The 15,079-nt window shown below is 61.0% G+C and carries 16 protein-coding genes; 1 reads left to right on the forward strand and 15 read right to left on the reverse strand.

Annotated features, from left to right (window positions below; all coding sequences use genetic code 11):
* Positions 1–29 precede the first annotated feature (29 nt).
* The 10 genes from htpX to LHAB_RS02440 all read right to left on the reverse strand — a co-directional run bounded on the left by htpX (position 30) and on the right by LHAB_RS02440 (position 10,006).
* Positions 30–905, reverse strand: a complete 876-nt coding sequence (htpX, locus tag LHAB_RS02395) for a protease HtpX (RefSeq protein WP_090043860.1) — start codon at positions 903–905, stop codon at positions 30–32.
* Between the two features lie 69 nt (positions 906–974).
* Entirely contained in the window at positions 975–1,751 is a 777-nt protein-coding gene (locus LHAB_RS02400) for a DUF3025 domain-containing protein (protein ID WP_090043861.1), read from the reverse strand.
* Positions 1,752–1,798: 47 nt separating this feature from the next.
* Positions 1,799–2,836, reverse strand: coding sequence for a dihydroorotase (gene pyrC / locus LHAB_RS02405; protein WP_090043757.1), 1,038 nt, complete (start codon positions 2,834–2,836; stop codon positions 1,799–1,801).
* Between the two features lie 47 nt (positions 2,837–2,883).
* Positions 2,884–3,822 (reverse strand): M14 family metallopeptidase, encoded by a 939-nt coding sequence (locus LHAB_RS02410; RefSeq protein WP_090043862.1) that lies wholly within the window; start codon positions 3,820–3,822, stop codon positions 2,884–2,886.
* A gap of 11 nt (positions 3,823–3,833) precedes the next feature.
* Positions 3,834–4,571: an amino acid ABC transporter ATP-binding protein gene (locus LHAB_RS02415; RefSeq protein WP_090043863.1), complete on the reverse strand. Its 738-nt coding sequence runs from the start codon at positions 4,569–4,571 to the stop codon at positions 3,834–3,836.
* 19 nt (positions 4,572–4,590) lie between these two features.
* Positions 4,591–5,259, reverse strand: coding sequence for an amino acid ABC transporter permease (locus LHAB_RS02420; protein WP_090043758.1), 669 nt, complete (start codon positions 5,257–5,259; stop codon positions 4,591–4,593).
* Position 5,260: 1 nt separating this feature from the next.
* Positions 5,261–5,980, reverse strand: coding sequence for an amino acid ABC transporter permease (locus LHAB_RS02425; RefSeq protein ID WP_090043759.1), 720 nt, complete (start codon positions 5,978–5,980; stop codon positions 5,261–5,263).
* Between the two features lie 90 nt (positions 5,981–6,070).
* Entirely contained in the window at positions 6,071–6,961 is an 891-nt protein-coding gene (locus LHAB_RS02430; RefSeq protein WP_090043760.1) for an amino acid ABC transporter substrate-binding protein, read from the reverse strand.
* Positions 6,962–7,182: 221 nt separating this feature from the next.
* Entirely contained in the window at positions 7,183–8,124 is a 942-nt protein-coding gene (locus tag LHAB_RS02435) for a LysR substrate-binding domain-containing protein (protein ID WP_090043761.1), read from the reverse strand.
* A 7-nt stretch (positions 8,125–8,131) separates the two neighbouring features.
* Positions 8,132–10,006, reverse strand: coding sequence for an ABCB family ABC transporter ATP-binding protein/permease (locus LHAB_RS02440; RefSeq protein WP_090043762.1), 1,875 nt, complete (start codon positions 10,004–10,006; stop codon positions 8,132–8,134).
* Positions 10,007–10,047: 41 nt separating this feature from the next.
* On the opposite strand from LHAB_RS02440, the gene LHAB_RS02445 reads away from it, so the two are divergent.
* Entirely contained in the window at positions 10,048–10,458 is a 411-nt protein-coding gene (locus tag LHAB_RS02445) for an acyl-CoA thioesterase (RefSeq protein WP_090043763.1), read from the forward strand.
* 15 nt (positions 10,459–10,473) lie between these two features.
* Here the strand turns inward: LHAB_RS02445 and LHAB_RS02450 are convergent, their stop codons facing one another.
* The 5 genes from LHAB_RS02450 to LHAB_RS02470 all read right to left on the reverse strand — a co-directional run bounded on the left by LHAB_RS02450 (position 10,474) and on the right by LHAB_RS02470 (position 14,990).
* Positions 10,474–10,956, reverse strand: a complete 483-nt coding sequence (locus tag LHAB_RS02450) for a thioesterase family protein (RefSeq protein WP_090043764.1) — start codon at positions 10,954–10,956, stop codon at positions 10,474–10,476.
* 143 nt (positions 10,957–11,099) lie between these two features.
* Positions 11,100–11,864, reverse strand: coding sequence for an enoyl-CoA hydratase (locus LHAB_RS02455; RefSeq protein ID WP_090043765.1), 765 nt, complete (start codon positions 11,862–11,864; stop codon positions 11,100–11,102).
* Positions 11,865–11,925: 61 nt separating this feature from the next.
* Complete coding sequence (locus tag LHAB_RS02460) at positions 11,926–12,366, reverse strand: DUF2147 domain-containing protein (protein WP_090043766.1); 441 nt, start codon at positions 12,364–12,366, stop codon at positions 11,926–11,928.
* 23 nt (positions 12,367–12,389) lie between these two features.
* On the reverse strand, positions 12,390–14,201 hold the full coding sequence (locus LHAB_RS02465) for an acyl-CoA dehydrogenase C-terminal domain-containing protein (protein WP_090043767.1): 1,812 nt from the start codon (positions 14,199–14,201) through the stop codon (positions 12,390–12,392).
* 42 nt (positions 14,202–14,243) lie between these two features.
* Complete coding sequence (locus LHAB_RS02470; RefSeq protein WP_090043768.1) at positions 14,244–14,990, reverse strand: TetR/AcrR family transcriptional regulator; 747 nt, start codon at positions 14,988–14,990, stop codon at positions 14,244–14,246.
* Between the last annotated feature and the right edge of the window lie 89 nt (positions 14,991–15,079).

Here is a 15,079-nt window from a genome sequence, read left to right on the forward strand (position 1 = left end):
GGGCTCGCTCCCACTTCAAAAGTCAGGAATTAACCCGCGCTGTTTTGCAGTGCGGCAATGCGCTGCTCGATGGGCGGGTGGGTGCTGAACAGTTGACCGATGCCCCCGGCGATGCCCATGGCGGCCATGCTTTTCGGCAATTCGGCGGTGTGCACGCCACCCAAGCGGGCCAAGGCGTTGATCATGGGCTGCTTGCGGCCCATCAACTGCGCAGCGCTGGCATCGGCGCGGAACTCGCGCTGGCGGCTGAACCAGGCCACGATGATCGCCGCGAGAACGCCCAACAGAATGTCCATCACGATGGTGGTCACGTAGTAGCCGATGCCAGGGCCGGTGTTTTCGCTGTCGCCCTTGCGCAAAAAGCTGTCCACCGCATAACCCACCACGCGGGAGATGAACACCACGAAAGTGTTCATGACGCCCTGGATCAGGGCCATGGTGACCATGTCGCCGTTGGCAATGTGCGCCACTTCGTGGGCGAGCACGGCCTCGATTTCTTCGTGGGTCATGTTTTGCAGCAAACCCGTGGACACGGCCACCAAGGCCGAGTCACGGAAAGCGCCGGTGGCAAAAGCGTTGGGGTCGCCTTCAAAAATACCGACTTCGGGCATGCCGATGCCGGCTTTGTCAGCCAGTTTGCGCACGGTGTCCACGATCCAGGCTTCGTCGGCGTTGGCCGGTTGGGCAATGACTTGGACGCCCGAGGACATCTTGGCGATCCATTTGCTCATGAGCAAAGAGATGATGGCGCCACCAAAGCCCATGATCAGCGCAAAACCCAGCAAAGCACCCAGGTTCAGGCCGTTGGAGGTCAAAAAGCGGTTGACGCCCAGCAAGTTGGCGACGATGCCTAAAACCAGCACCACGGCCAGGTTGGTCGCGACGAAAAGAAAAATGCGTTTCATGTTGAGGTTCACTTTCACCCGAAAGACGCGGGCACGTTGGGACGGATATTAGGGTGTCGGACTGCAAAATCAAGCCGGGGGCGTGATTTCCGGTTTGGCGTACGGTTTTTCCGCCAGGCGCGGATTTCTGCGGGGACGGAACACGCTGGCATCGGCGTAAAACGCCGGGTCTTCGTTGGCCAGCCACCAGCCCGGCACCCCCAACAGGGGCAAGGGGCTGAAGGGTTTGCGGGCCAGCTTTTCTGGCGTGAGGTCTTGCGCCAACCAGGCGTCGATGTCGGCCTGAACCACCCCTTCCGGCACGCGCCACAGGTGCACCGTGATGGACTTGTAGGGCTGCACCGCTTTTTCAAGGGCGGCATGGCCGAAGGTCCAAAGCCGTGTGTGTGCCCACTCACTGCGCAAACCTACAAAGGCATCGATCCAGCGGTGCTCGGTCAAGGCCGCCCACACCGCATCGGAGGGCTGGATCAGCAGCGCGTTTTCATCGAACACGGTGGCAGCGTCGCGCACCGGGCCCCGCACCTGGCCCACCCCGGCGCGGGCGATTTCACGGGCCTGCAACTGGTTGAGGCGTTTTTTGGCCAGCGGGAAATGCATCCAGCACAGGGCATTGAAGAAGTCGTGCAATCCTTCGCGGGTGGGCACCTGGCCGGTGGCAAAAATGAAGTCTTCGTAGGCTTGGCCCTCGGGCAAGTCGGCTTGCGACACAAAGCGCAGGGGGGCATGGCCCGACGCATTCAAGGCCTCGGGCTGGGGCAGGCCCGCCGCCACTTGGCGTGCGATGGGCTCACCCACGGCCCGCCAGTCGGCCAGCCAAGGCGCCTCCCAGTCGATGTCGGGCACGCTCAGGCTGGAGGCTGGCGCGCAGCGGTGCCCGGCCAGTGGGAGGCTCAGCCCGCCACCAGACGCCACGGCAGACTTTCGCCCGAACGCAGGGGCTTGAGTTCGGCCTCGCCGTAGGCAAAGCTTTCAGCGGGTGTCCAGCTTTCGCGGCGCAGAGTGATGGTGCTGGTATTGCGCGGCAGGCCGTAGAAATCGGCGCCGAAGAAGCTGGCAAAGCCTTCGAGCTTGTCCAGCGCGCCCGCTTGCTCAAAGACTTCGGCGTACATCTCGATGGCGGCATGCGCGGTGTAGCAACCGGCGCAACCGCTGGCGTGCTCTTTGAGGTGCGCCGGGTGCGGGGCGCTGTCGGTGCCCAGGAAGAAACGTGGGTTGCCACGGGTGGCCGCCTGCACCAGGGCCAGGCGGTGGGTTTCGCGCTTGAGCACAGGCAAGCAGTAGTAATGTGGGCGGATGCCGCCGGTGAAGATGGCGTTGCGGTTGTACAGCAGGTGGTGGGCGGTGATGGTCGCGCCCAAGTTCGCGTCGCCCGCAGCCACATAGTCGGCGGCTTCTTTCGTGGTGATGTGTTCCATCACGATTTTCAAACCCGGGAAGTCGCGGCGCAGCGGGATCAGTTGCTGCTCAATGAACACGGCTTCGCGGTCAAACAGGTCGATGTCGGACGAGGTGACTTCGCCGTGCACCAGCAGCAGCACGCCTTCGCGCTGCATGGCTTCGAGCACGGGGTAGATTTTGCGCAGGTCGGTCACACCCGCGTCGCTGTTGGTGGTGGCCCCTGCCGGGTAGAGCTTGCAGGCCACCACGCCTGCGGCCTTGGCGCGGGCGATCTCCGCCGGGGCCAGGTTGTCCGTCAAGTACAAGGTCATCAGCGGCTCAAAAGCCATGCCTGCCGGCACGGCGGCCTGAATGCGTGCCTTGTAGGCCAGCGCCTGCTCGGCTGTGGTCACGGGCGGCTTGAGGTTGGGCATGATGATGGCGCGGCCGAATTGGGCGGCGGTGTGCGGCACCACCACGTTCAGGGCGGCGCCATCGCGCACATGCAGGTGCCAGTCGTCGGGGCGGATGAGGGTGAGTTCTTGGGTCATGGGGCGTATTGTCGCAAAGGTCCGACGCCCCGCTGCGGTCAGCCGCCTCAATCGGCCAGCGGACGGGTGAGGTAAACGCCCTCGCGCCCCACCACGGGCTCGCGCGTGGGCATGAAAAGCGTGCAGTCGTCACAGGTGGCATGCAAGGGTTGGTCACCGTCCATGGCGATCAACTCGCCCTTGGCAAAGGTTTCAAAACCGATCACCGGCCGGGTGAAGCGGAAATCCGCATGCGCCACCACATGGGTTGTGAGCAGCTCGAAGCGGCGCGGTGCTGTCGCGGGGGCTGCGGCCCGCTCAAGGAGACCGAAATGCCCCAAAAAATCCATCGACACTTGGATGGCCAGATCGGCCGAGCTTTGCTTGAAATGTTGACCGCACTCGACCACGAGGGCAGCGCCTGCGTTGCTCTGGGCCTGGCCATGACGGCCATGCTGAATGACCGGTGTCCCCGACCCCAGCCCTTGAGGCATCACCAAGTGCACCGCAGGTGCCGCCAGGGCACTGGCAGCGCGTGCATTGCGGGCAAAGGCCGGGTAGACCCAGAAAGGCACCACATCCTGGCTCGTGGAGTGGATGTCCAGAATGTGGTCCGCCTCGGCCACCACGGCGCGCATGGCACGCGCACGGCGCAGCTCTACGCTGTCGTCTGAGCCGTCGAGCCATTCTTCGGACCAGATGCGGTTGAAGTTGTGCGTGATCTGGCGGCTTTCAAAAGGTCGGGCCGGATCGAAGGACTCATAGGCCGCCACATTGGCAAAGCTCACCGTGAGCGTGCCACGCAAGGGCCGCACACCCGTGTCCAGCAAATGACAGGCGGCGACCATGCCACAAAACTCGTTGCCATGTGTGAGGGCATTGACCAAGACATGCGGTCCGGGCACACCCGAGTCGAAGCGATGGACAAAATCCACACCCACATTGCCCAGCCGGTAGGCGGACAAGTCGCGCGGCATGACCTCGATGGCTGGCAAGTTCTGACCCATGGCGCTCATGCTCAATGCTGCAGGATTTTGTTCAAGAAATCCTTGGTGCGGGGCTGGCGGTTTTCCGGGTGGTTGAAGAACTCGTCCTTGGAGCAGTCTTCCAAAATGCGGCCGCCCACGTCGATGAAGATCACGCGGTTGGCCACCTTGCGGGCAAAGCCCATCTCGTGTGTGACCACCATCATGGTCATGCCTTCTTGGGCCAGTTGCACCATCACGTCCAGCACCTCACCCACCATCTCGGGGTCAAGCGCCGAGGTGGGCTCGTCAAACAGCATCACGATCGGGTCCATCGACAAGGCGCGGGCAATGGCCACACGCTGCTGCTGACCACCGGAGAGTTGGCCCGGGAACTTGTCCTTGTGCGCCAGCAAGCCCACGCGGTCGAGCATCTTGAGGCCGCGCTCGCGGGCTTCGTCTTCTGTGCGTCCCAAAACTTTGATCTGGGCAATCGTCAGGTTCTCGGTCACCGACAGGTGCGGGAACAATTCAAAGCTCTGAAACACCATGCCCACGCGCGAACGCAGTTTGGGCAGGTCGGTGTTGGCGTCCATGAGCGAGACGCCGTCCACATGGATGCTGCCTTGCTGCACAGGCTCCAGACCATTGACGGTTTTGATGAGGGTGGACTTGCCCGAGCCGGAGGGGCCGCACACGACCACCACATCGCCCTTGTTGATGCTGACCGAGCAGTCGTTGAGCACCTGCACCGGTCCGTACCACTTGGACACATTCTTGATTTCAATCATTTTCATTCCCCCATTTCATTCAGCGCACGATGGCAATCTTGGCCTGCAGGCGCTTGACGCCCCACGACAAACCAAAACAAATCACGAAATACACGCCAGCGGCCAAGATGTACGCCTCTTCGGGTCGGCCGTAAATTTTGCCCGCGTTGGTGAAGCCCTTGAGCAAATCATAGGCACCAATGGCATAGACCAAGGAGGTGTCTTGGAACAAGATGATGGTCTGCGTGAGCAACACCGGCAGCATGTTCCTGAAAGCTTGGGGCAAGATGATCAGGCGCATGTTTTGCCCATAGGTCATGCCCATGGCTTGGCCTGCAAACACCTGACCCCGCGGGATGGACTGGATGCCGGCCCGCATGATTTCGCTGAAATAAGCCGCCTCAAACGCCACAAAGGTGATGATGGCCGACCATTCGGCACCTATCGGTCTGCCAATCAAGAACGGCATCAGCAAATAGAACCACAGGATCACCATGACCAAGGGCACCGAACGCATGCCGTTGACATAAAAGGTGGCGGGCACCGACAAAAGTTTGGAGCCCGACAGGCGCATCAGTGCCAGCAAGGTGCCGAAGATCACGCCACCGATGGTGGCGGTGATGGTCAGTTGGACGCTGAAAACCAAGCCGTTCCACACGAACTTGCGCAGCATCTCCAAATCGAAAAACGAGAGGTCGAGTCCGAACATGTCAGTGCCCCCCCGTGCCGGCCGAAACAATGAAGCCCGGTACGCGCATTTTCTTTTCAATCAAGGCAAACACGCGGTTGACCCCAAAAGCCGACAAGGCATACAGGCCGGTCACCGCGATGTAAATTTCGATGCCGCGTGAGGTTTCTTCTTGCGCCTGCATGGCAAACATGGTGAGTTCGGCGATCGACACCGCAAAAGCCACGGACGAGTTTTTCAACAAGTTCATTGACTCGCTGGTCAGCGGCGGCAAGATGATGCGAAAGGCCATGGGCAAGAGCACATAGCGGTAAGACTGTGCCGTTGTAAATCCCACCGCCATGGCGGCATAGGTTTGCCCTTTGGGCAAGGCTTGGATACCTGCCCGCACCTGCTCAGCGATGCGCGCCGAAGTGAAAAATCCCAAGGCAAACACCACCAACACAAAGCCCGGCACCTGCTGAAAGGCGGGAATGATTTTGGGCACCACGAAGTACCACAAGAAAATTTGCACCAACAGCGGTATGTTGCGGAACAACTCGACCCAGGCGTTGCCCAAAGCGACCCAAACCGGGCGTCCGGGCAAGGTGCGCACCGTGCCCACCACGGCGCCAACGCTCATGGCCACGACCCAAGAACACGCCGCCACGGCCAGCGTCCAGCGCCAAGCCTCCAGCATCCACTCCAAATAAGTTCGACCACTGCCGTCGTCGGTGAAAAAAACCTGCCAGTCCCAAGTCATGTTGTCTTCCCTGCAAAGCGAAATCCGTTGCCCAAAGAAAAACCCCGCCCAAGTCAGCCCCGGCGGGGTTTTTCGATGCGAAGAGCCGTTTTATTTTTTGGCGTAATCTTCAGCCGGCTTGTCGTTCAAGTTGGCCCAAGCGGTTTTGGTGGCATCGCTGGCAGCCAAGCCCACGCGGGTGTTTTTGGGTGGGATAGGTTGCATGAACCACTTGTCATAGGCCTTGGCCATGTCACCGCTCTTGACCATGTCACGCACGGTGTCATCGGCCAGTTTCTTGAAGGCGGGGTCGTCCTTGCGGATCATGATGGCGATGGGCTCCACGTTGAGCACTTCACCCACGATCTTGAAGTCAGCTGGGTTCTTGGCGGTGGCAATGTTGCCAGCCAGGATCTGGCCGTCCATCACGAATGCGTCGGCGCGACCGGATTCCAACAGCAAGAAGCTGTCAGCGTGGTCCTTGCCAAAGACTTCCTTGAAGTCGACGCCATTGGCGCGCTCATGCTTGCGCAGCAGCTGCACCGAAGTGGTGCCGGTGGTGGTGGCCACACTGCGGTCTTTGAGTTGGCCGATCGAAGTGATGCCCGAGGCGGCCTTCACGGCGATGCGCACTTCTTCCACAAAGGTGGTGACCACAAAGGCCACGTCTTTTTGACGCGCCGCATTGTTGGTGGTCGAGCCGCATTCGATGTCCACGGTGCCGTTTTGAACCAAGGGAATGCGGTTTTGTGAGGTCACGGACTGGAACTTCACGTCCAACTTCTTGCCTGCCGCTTTTTCGACGTTGGCGATGATGCGCTGGCAAATCTCGTAGTGGAAACCGGCGTACTTGCCGTCACCGAGGGTGTAGGACAAGGCGCCTGAAGAATCGCGCACACCCATGGTGATCACACCAGAGTTTTTGACTTTGGCGATGGTGTCGGCTTGAGCGGCCACACAGGCCAAAGCAGCGATCGCCGCAGCGAACAATTGTTTTTTCATTCATTTCTCCAAAAAATCGCCCAAAGGCGTACGTTAAACCATGCCCTTGTCGGGCATGGATGCACCATCATGGCACGGTGACAGGCCGGGTCGTCACAGTCATTGCACAAAATGTGCCCGACGCGAGGATACAGTGACTATAGTGATCCAGACCCCATCCCTGCATCAGGGTGTACCCGGAAGGTTAATGCAAAAAATGCATAACACGATGCGCCAAGGCATCAGCCCCCTAAAAGGTGCGGGGTTTCCAGTGCCAAATGTTGCCAAAGCTCGTGTGCAGGATGCCGAGAACTGGTTTTGGGACCCAGTTTGGCCCGGTAAGCCCTGACCTCCATGGTCAAGGCCAGACTGTGGCCCCCAGGCAAATGGGCCTCCACCAGAGCGCCGCTCTGCACTTCCTTGCGCACGGCGCTTTCTGGCAAAAATGCGATGCCATGCCCTTGCAGGGCCATGACTTTCAAGCCTTCGGCCATGTCGGTTTCATACACCCGGTCCAAATGGATCGGTGTGCCCGAATGCTGAAGTATCCAGTCCGTCACGCCCCCCAAATAAGCGCCGGGGGCATAGCCCAAATAGGGCAAAGGCCGCGCAGGCGTTCCCGGCAAACTGCACGCTGGGCTGCCGTCGGCCGGGGCCAGCACATACGGGGCGATGGACTCGGCACCCAACACCACCATGTCGTAACGCTCGGCATCGAGTTGCAAGGGTTGAGAGGGGTGGTGGTAAACGATCAACACATCGCAACCACCCTCGGCCAGACGCATCGCGGCATCGTGCACGTTCAAGGCAATCAGGCGGCTTTTGATCGGCCCAAAGCTCTCGCGCAAACTGGCCACCCAGGATGGGAAAAAAGTGAACGCCAGCGTGTGAGGCACCGCAAACTCGATGAAATCCTGCCCCGCCGAGTTGTGCCCGCGCAGCATGGCCCGGGTGTTTTGCAAGGATTGCAGCAACTCCAGCGCCTGCGCGTAAAGGGTCTCACCCGCCGGTGTGAGTTTGGTGGGGTAAGAGCTGCGGTCCACCAGATCGGCCCCGGCCCAAGCCTCCAGCGACTGGATGCGCCGGGAAAAGGCGGGCTGCGTGACATGGCGCAACTGCGCCGAGCGGCTGAAACTGTGGGTTTCAGCCAAGCTCACAAAGTCTTCAAGCCACTTGGTTTCCATGCGCGGATTATGTCGCGGCCAAGTCAGCGGCCAGCGCTGGCGGTGACTCTGCGTTTTGCTGCAAAGCCCACATGCTGGCGTAGCGGCCTTGGCTGGCCAGCAGCTCGGCGTGGTTGCCGCGTTCGATGATCCGGCCTGCTTCCATCACCAAAATCTCATGTGCATCGACCACAGTGGACAAACGGTGGGCGATCACCAGCGTGGTCTTGTTTTGTGCGACGCTGGCCAGCTCGGTCTGGATGGCGCGTTCATTGGCTGAATCGAGTGCCGAGGTGGCTTCGTCGAACACCAAAATTGGCGGGTCTTTGAGCAGGGTGCGGGCAATGGCCACGCGCTGTTTTTCGCCACCCGACAGCTTCAGCCCGCGCTCGCCCACCGAGGTTTGGTAGCCCTTGGGCGTGGAGGCGATGAAGTCGTGGATGCGGGCCGAACGCGCCGCGCCTTCGATCTCAAGCTGGCTCGCACCAGGTCGGCCATAGGCGATGTTGTAGGCCACGCTGTCGTTGAACAGCACCGTGTCTTGCGGCACGATGCCCAAGGCTTGGCGAACGCTCGCTTGTGTGACTTGGCGAATGTCCTGCCCCGCGATGCAGATGTTGCCTTGCTGCACGTCGTAAAAGCGGAACATCAATCGGGCCAGCGTGGACTTGCCCGAACCCGAAGGCCCGACCACCGCCACGGTTTTGCCCGCAGGAATGCTGAAGCTGATGTCTTGCAGGATCGGGCGGTCGCTCTCGTAGGCAAAGGACACGCGGTCAAACACCACATCGGGTGCACCTTGCAAAGCCAGCGCAGGCGAACCCGGTACATCGGCCACTTCGCGTTCGCGGTCCATCAGCACGAACATCTTGTCCAGATCGGTCAGGCTTTGCTTGATCTCGCGGTAGAGCACGCCCAGAAAGTTGAGTGGAATGTAGAGCTGGATCATGAAGGCATTGATCATCACCAAATCGCCCAAAGTCATGCGCCCGGCCACCACACCCTCTGTGGCCCGCCACAGCATGGCCACCAAGGCCGACGCGATGATGAGCTGCTGCCCGGTATTGAGCACCGACAAGGTGGTTTGCGCCTTGAGCCGCGCCAGGCGCAGGCGCTCCAGACTTTCGTCGTAGCGTCCTGCCTCAAAACGCTCGTTGCCAAAGTATTTGACGGTTTCGTAGTTCAGCAGCGAGTCAATCGCCCGGGTGTGCGCGGCCGAGTCGAACTCGTTGGCCTGTTTGCGAAACTGCGTGCGCCACTCGGTCACGCGCACGGTGAAAAAGATGTACAGCGCCAAAGCCACCAGCGTGATGCCCGCAAACCAGGCGTCAAACTTGACAGCCAAAATGGCCAACACCAGGCCCACCTCGATCAGTGTGGGGATGACGCTGTAGAGCGAATAAGAGATCAATGACTCGATGCCACGCACGCCGCGCTCGATGTCGCGCGTCATGCCCCCGGTCTGCCGCGCCAAATGAAAGCGCAGGCTCAGGGCGTGCAGGTGCTCAAAGGTCTGCAAAGCGATGGAGCGCGAAGCACCTTGCGTGGCTTTGGCAAACACCAGCTCACGCAATTCGGTGAAAGCCGATGTCAGCAAACGCAAGGCACCGTAGCCCACCAGCAGCGCCACTGGCACCACCAGCACCGCTTGTGGGTCGCCGGGCTTGAGGCTCATGGCATCCACCAACTCTTTGAGCAGCAAAGGCACGCTCACGTTGGCCAGTTTGGCCCCCACCATGAGGGTCAAGGCAAAGAACACGCGCCATTTGTATTGCCACAAATAGGGCAAAAGGCGCGAGAGGGTTTTCCAGTCGCTGCCGGCTGGCGGCTGGGTTGCAGCGCCGGGCTTGGCGCCAGGGGCATGGGGGGTGGCAGAGGCAGCGGTTTCGCCGTGGTGGCGCATAAGGGACAATCCGATTTTGACGTTAACCACCGATTGTGCCCATGTCTGCCACCCCACGCCCCGATACCGTGTCTTTGCCCACCGACCAGGAGCTGGTGCTCAAAGTCATCCCCATGCCAGCCGACTGCAATGCCAGCGGCGATATTTTTGGCGGCTGGGTCATGGCCCAGGTCGACTTGGCCGGTGCCGTGTTGCCCGCCCGGCGTGTGCGCGGGCGCATGGTCACCGTGGCGGTGAACGAGTTCATTTTCAAACAGGCCGTCAAGGTGGGCGACATCCTGTCGTTTTTCTCGCGCATTGTGCGCGTGGGACGCACCTCGGTCACGGTCAAGGTGGAGGTGTTTGCCGAGCGCTTTCAGCTGCAAGGCCAGTACATCAAGGTCACCGAAGCGAACCTGACCTATGTGGCGGTGGACGACCAAGGCAAGCCCCGGCCAGTGCCTGCCGAATGATGGGGCTCGGGACGCTCAGGACACGATGTAGGCCGCAGCGCCTGTCGACATCAATGTGCCGTCGGGCCCACAAAACTCCATGCGCGACGAGCCCACCCGCGAGCCCACGCGCAAAGCATTGGCCGTGATGGTGAAGTGCTCGCCAATGCCAGGGCGCAAATAGTCCACCCGCAAATCGATGGTGCCCAGCTTGGCAAAGCGCTCCAGGCGTTTGGCGGGCGACTCGTCCATGTGTTTGGCCGCCAGCGCGGCCATGACGGCTGCGCTGCCGATGGCATCCAGCACCGCGCTGATGACGCCCCCATGGATGCGGTTGTAGGCAAAGTGTCCCACCAACTCAGGCCGCATGTCGATGCGGGCCTCCACGCCCTCGGGCGTGACTTTCACCAGTTTCAGACCGAGGGTCTTGTTGAAAACGATTTTTTCTTCGTAGATCTGGCGGAAACCTTCGATGTATTCGGGTTCCAGAACGATGGGGGTGGTTGGGCGATGGGGCATCGGGTGATTCTATCGATCACCACATGCGCTGGGACAGGGTGCAGGCAAAGGTGCAGGTCGGCAGCTTCAGCCCCATGTGAGGCCTGAGCCAAAGCCCGCCAGAAAAAGCTCACACCCTGCGGTCCCCCCCGCGAGCGCCAACTTCAGACCTTGCTGAAGTCGGGTTTGCGTTTTTCCATGAAGGCGCCGAAAGCTTCTTTGGCAGCAGGTTCAAGCAACATGCGGCCAAAGCTTTGGCCTTCTTCGTCCATCTTTTGCAGCACTTCTTGCTGGTAGCCGCTTTTCATCAAGCGCTTGGTGGCGATCAGGGAGGTCAGTGGCTTGGCGGCCAGTTTGCGGGCCTGCGCCTGGGCGTAACCATTGACCTCGGTGGGGGGCACCACGCGGTTGACCAGGCCCACCTCCTGCGCGGCTTCGGCAAAGAAGGGTTCGCCCATCAGCAGGGCTTCGGCAGCGCGGTGGTAGCCGAACATGCGCGGCGCCAGCAGGCTGGAAGCTGCTTCAGGACAGAGGCCCAGGTTGACGAAGGGCATGGAGAACGCGGCGTTGTCACCGGCATAGACCAGGTCGCAATGGAACAGCATGGTGGTGCCGATGCCCACGGCAGGCCCGGCCACAGCAGCGAGCAGCGGCTTTTCGAAGGTGGCGATGCCGCGCAAAAAACGGAACACGGGCGACTCTTGCGTGGTGGGGGGCTGGTTCAAAAAGTCACCGATGTCGTTGCCCGCGCTGAAGATGCTCTCGTGCCCCTGAAACACCACCACGCGAACGGCTGGATCGGCCCCGGCCTGGGCCACGGCGTCGGCCATGGCGGCGTACATGGCGGCGGTGATGGAGTTCTTCTTGTCCAGGCGGTTGAAGGTGATGGTCATCACCCCTGCGTCGGTGTGGGTCAGGATGTCAGACATGGTGCTCTCGCCTCAAGATGAAAGGGCCGCCACCACGGGCGGCAGTTGGGATGGAAAAGGGTCAGGGGGCTTTGACCCACAACTGGTTGCGCCAGAAGGGGCCAAGGAAACCGCGCACTTGCAGTTTCGCGCCACCCTCGATGGGCGTCAGTCGCACGCGGTACAGCTTGCCCTCTTCCGGGTCGAGGATGTCGCCACCATCCCAATACTCATGGCCCGCCGACTTTTTCACGCCCCGGATGATTTCCATGCCCAAAATGGCTTGGTCCTTGCGATCGTCCTTGCACAGGCCGCACTTGGCTGCAGGGTCAGCGTCCTTGCGCAAAATCTGGCTGACCTTGCCGCGCAGCACACCGCCCGCGTTTTCGATGGTGACCACGCTCTTGGTCTCGCCGGTTTTGTCGTCAATCGTGTGCCAACGGCCCACAGGGCTGTTGGCCTGGGCTGCCAGGGCCATGCAGCCCATGACAAGCAGGGCGAATGCGCGGGAAACTTTTTTCATGGGTTGACTCCTGAAGGTCTCGGTCATGCCAGCGCGGCGTCGGTGTCCATCAGCACATCGCTGCCCGCGCGGATGCGGCGCATCAAGGTGGATGTTTCAGGCATCAGGCGGGTGAAATAAAAACGCGCGGTCTGCAGCTTGGCTTGGTAGAACGGGTCGGGGCGTTGCGCTTCCTCTTCGGCCTCGGCCAATTTGACCAAGGCGATTTGCGCCGAACGGGCCCAGAAGTAGCCCAGCACCAAATGCCCCACCACGCGCAGGTAGTCCACCGCGGCAGCGCCCACTTCGTCGGCATTGCTCATGGCTTTCATGCCGACTTCGCCGGTCAGTTGCGTGAGTTTTTGGCCCAAATCGGCCAAGGGCTTGATGAACTCGCCCATGGCTTCATTGGCCATCTCGGGCTTGACCAATTGCTCGACCAGTTTGCCAAACTTCTTGAGTGTGGCGCCCTGATTGCCCAGCACCTTGCGGCCCAGCAAGTCGAGCGACTGGATGGTGTTGGTGCCTTCGTAAATCATGTTGATGCGGGCATCGCGCACAAACTGCTCCATGCCCCACTCCTTGATGTAGCCGTGACCGCCAAACACCTGCTGGCAAGCCGAGGTGGCTTCCCAAGCGTTGTCGGTGGTGAAAGCTTTCACGATGGGTGTCAGCAAGGCCACGACTTCGGCGGCCTCGGCACGCACGGCCTCGTCGGGGTGGTTGATCTCTTTGTCCAGCAGCAAGGCGCAATAGCAGGCCAGCGCACGCCCCCCCTCGGCATAGGCCTTCGCGGTCATCAGCATGCGGCGCACATCGGGGTGCACGATGATCGGATCGGCCGGCTTGCCGGGGGCTTTCACGCCAGTGAGCGAGCGCATCTGCACGCGGTCTTTGGCATAGGCCAGCGCGTTTTGGTAAGCCACTTCGGTCAGGCCCAGCGACTGGTTGCCCACGCCCAGGCGGGCCGCATTCATCATCACGAACATGGCCGCCAATCCTTTATGGGGCTGGCCCACCAAGGTGCCAACGGCACCATCGAGCACCATTTGGCACGTGGCATTGCCGTGGATACCCATCTTGTGCTCCAGGCCACCGCAGTAGATGCCGTTGCGCTCACCCATGCTGCCGTCGGCCGCCACATTGAACTTGGGCACGATGAACAGGCTGATGCCTTTGCTGCCGGGCGGCGCATCGGGCAAGCGGGCCAGCACCAAGTGAACGATGTTGGGGGCCAGATCGTGCTCGCCTGCGCTGATGAAAATCTTCTGACCGCTTAGCTTGTAGGTGCCGTCGGCCTGAGGCTCGGCCTTGGTGCGCAGCATGCCCAGGTCGGTGCCGCAATGGGGCTCGGTCAGACACATGGTGCCGGTCCACTCGCCGCTGGTCAGCTTGGGCAGGTACAAGGCTTTTTGCTCGGGCGTGCCGTGCGCATGCAGGCACTCGTAGGCGCCGTGCGACAAGCCGGGGTACATGGTCCAGGCCTGGTTGGCCGAGTTGAGCATCTCGTAAAAGCACTGGTTGACCACAAAGGGCAAACCTTGGCCGCCGAAGTCGGTATCGCAGCTGAGCGATGGCCAGCCACCAGCCACGTACTGCGCATAAGCCGCTTTGAAACCATTCGGGGCTTTGACCTCGTGTGTGTCGCGGTTGAGCTGGCAGCCCTGGGTGTCACCCGAAATGTTCAGGGGAAACACCACTTCGGATGCGAATTTTCCGCCTTCTTCGAGCACCGCGTTGATGGTGTCGGCGTCGGTGTCGGCGTGCTTGGGCAAGGCCTTGAGCTCGGCGCTGACGTTGAGCAATTCGTGCAAGACAAACTGCATGTCGCGAAGGGGTGGGTTGTAAACGGGCATGGGGGCTCCTTGGATCGGTGTGCGGGGCAAAAAATGAGGGAATCAGCCGCCGGCAGGCTTGCGGCGGGCCTTGGGCACGGCCACAAGCTTGGGCGCTGGTTTCGTGTTGGTGGGCGCGGGGCCAGATGGCATACCCGGCCCTTCATAGCGGGCCAAGATGTGTTGAAAGCCTTGGCGGGCGCGGTCGGCGGCAGTGGGGTTGCGCAAAAAACGGGCTTCGTAATGCAGGGCCAAAATCAGCCCATGGATTTCAAAAGCGATTTGATGGGCATCGGATGCGCGGCTGAGTTGGCCTTCGTCCTGGGCCAGTTCCACCGCCCGGCGCAAGGCGGTTTGCCAGGTGGACACCGAAGAGGCCAGCGCGTCGCGCACCGGGCCGGTGCGATCGTCAAACTCGACCGCACCACTGATGTAAATGCAACCCGAATCGATCTCGGCCGAGGTCTGCACCATCCAGTTGTCAAACAGGGCCTGCAGGCGAGGCAGACCTCTGGGCTTTTGCATGGCGGCGTAAAACACCTCGGCCTCAAACCGGTCGTGGTATTCGCGGATGACGGAAATTTGCAGCTCTTCGCGCGAGCCAAAGTGGGCAAACACGCCCGACTTGCTCATGCCCGTGACCTCGGCCACCGCACCGATGGACAGGCCTTCCAGGCCGATTTGCGAGGCCAAGCCCAGCGCCGCATCGATGATCACAGCCTTCGTTTGCTGGCCTTTGATCAACACGCGGCGGCCTGCCTCTGGTGCAGGCAATGCTTCAACATTGGAGGGTTTTTTGTGATCGGTCATGGCGCATAAAAAAGAACGACCGTTCTATTTTGCACCAAAAATGGCCCAACAAACAAACACCTGATGGACCAAGGGTCAATCAGGTGGGG

The organism is Limnohabitans sp. 2KL-27, from assembly GCF_001269345.1.
Taxonomy (GTDB): domain Bacteria; phylum Pseudomonadota; class Gammaproteobacteria; order Burkholderiales; family Burkholderiaceae_C; genus Limnohabitans_A.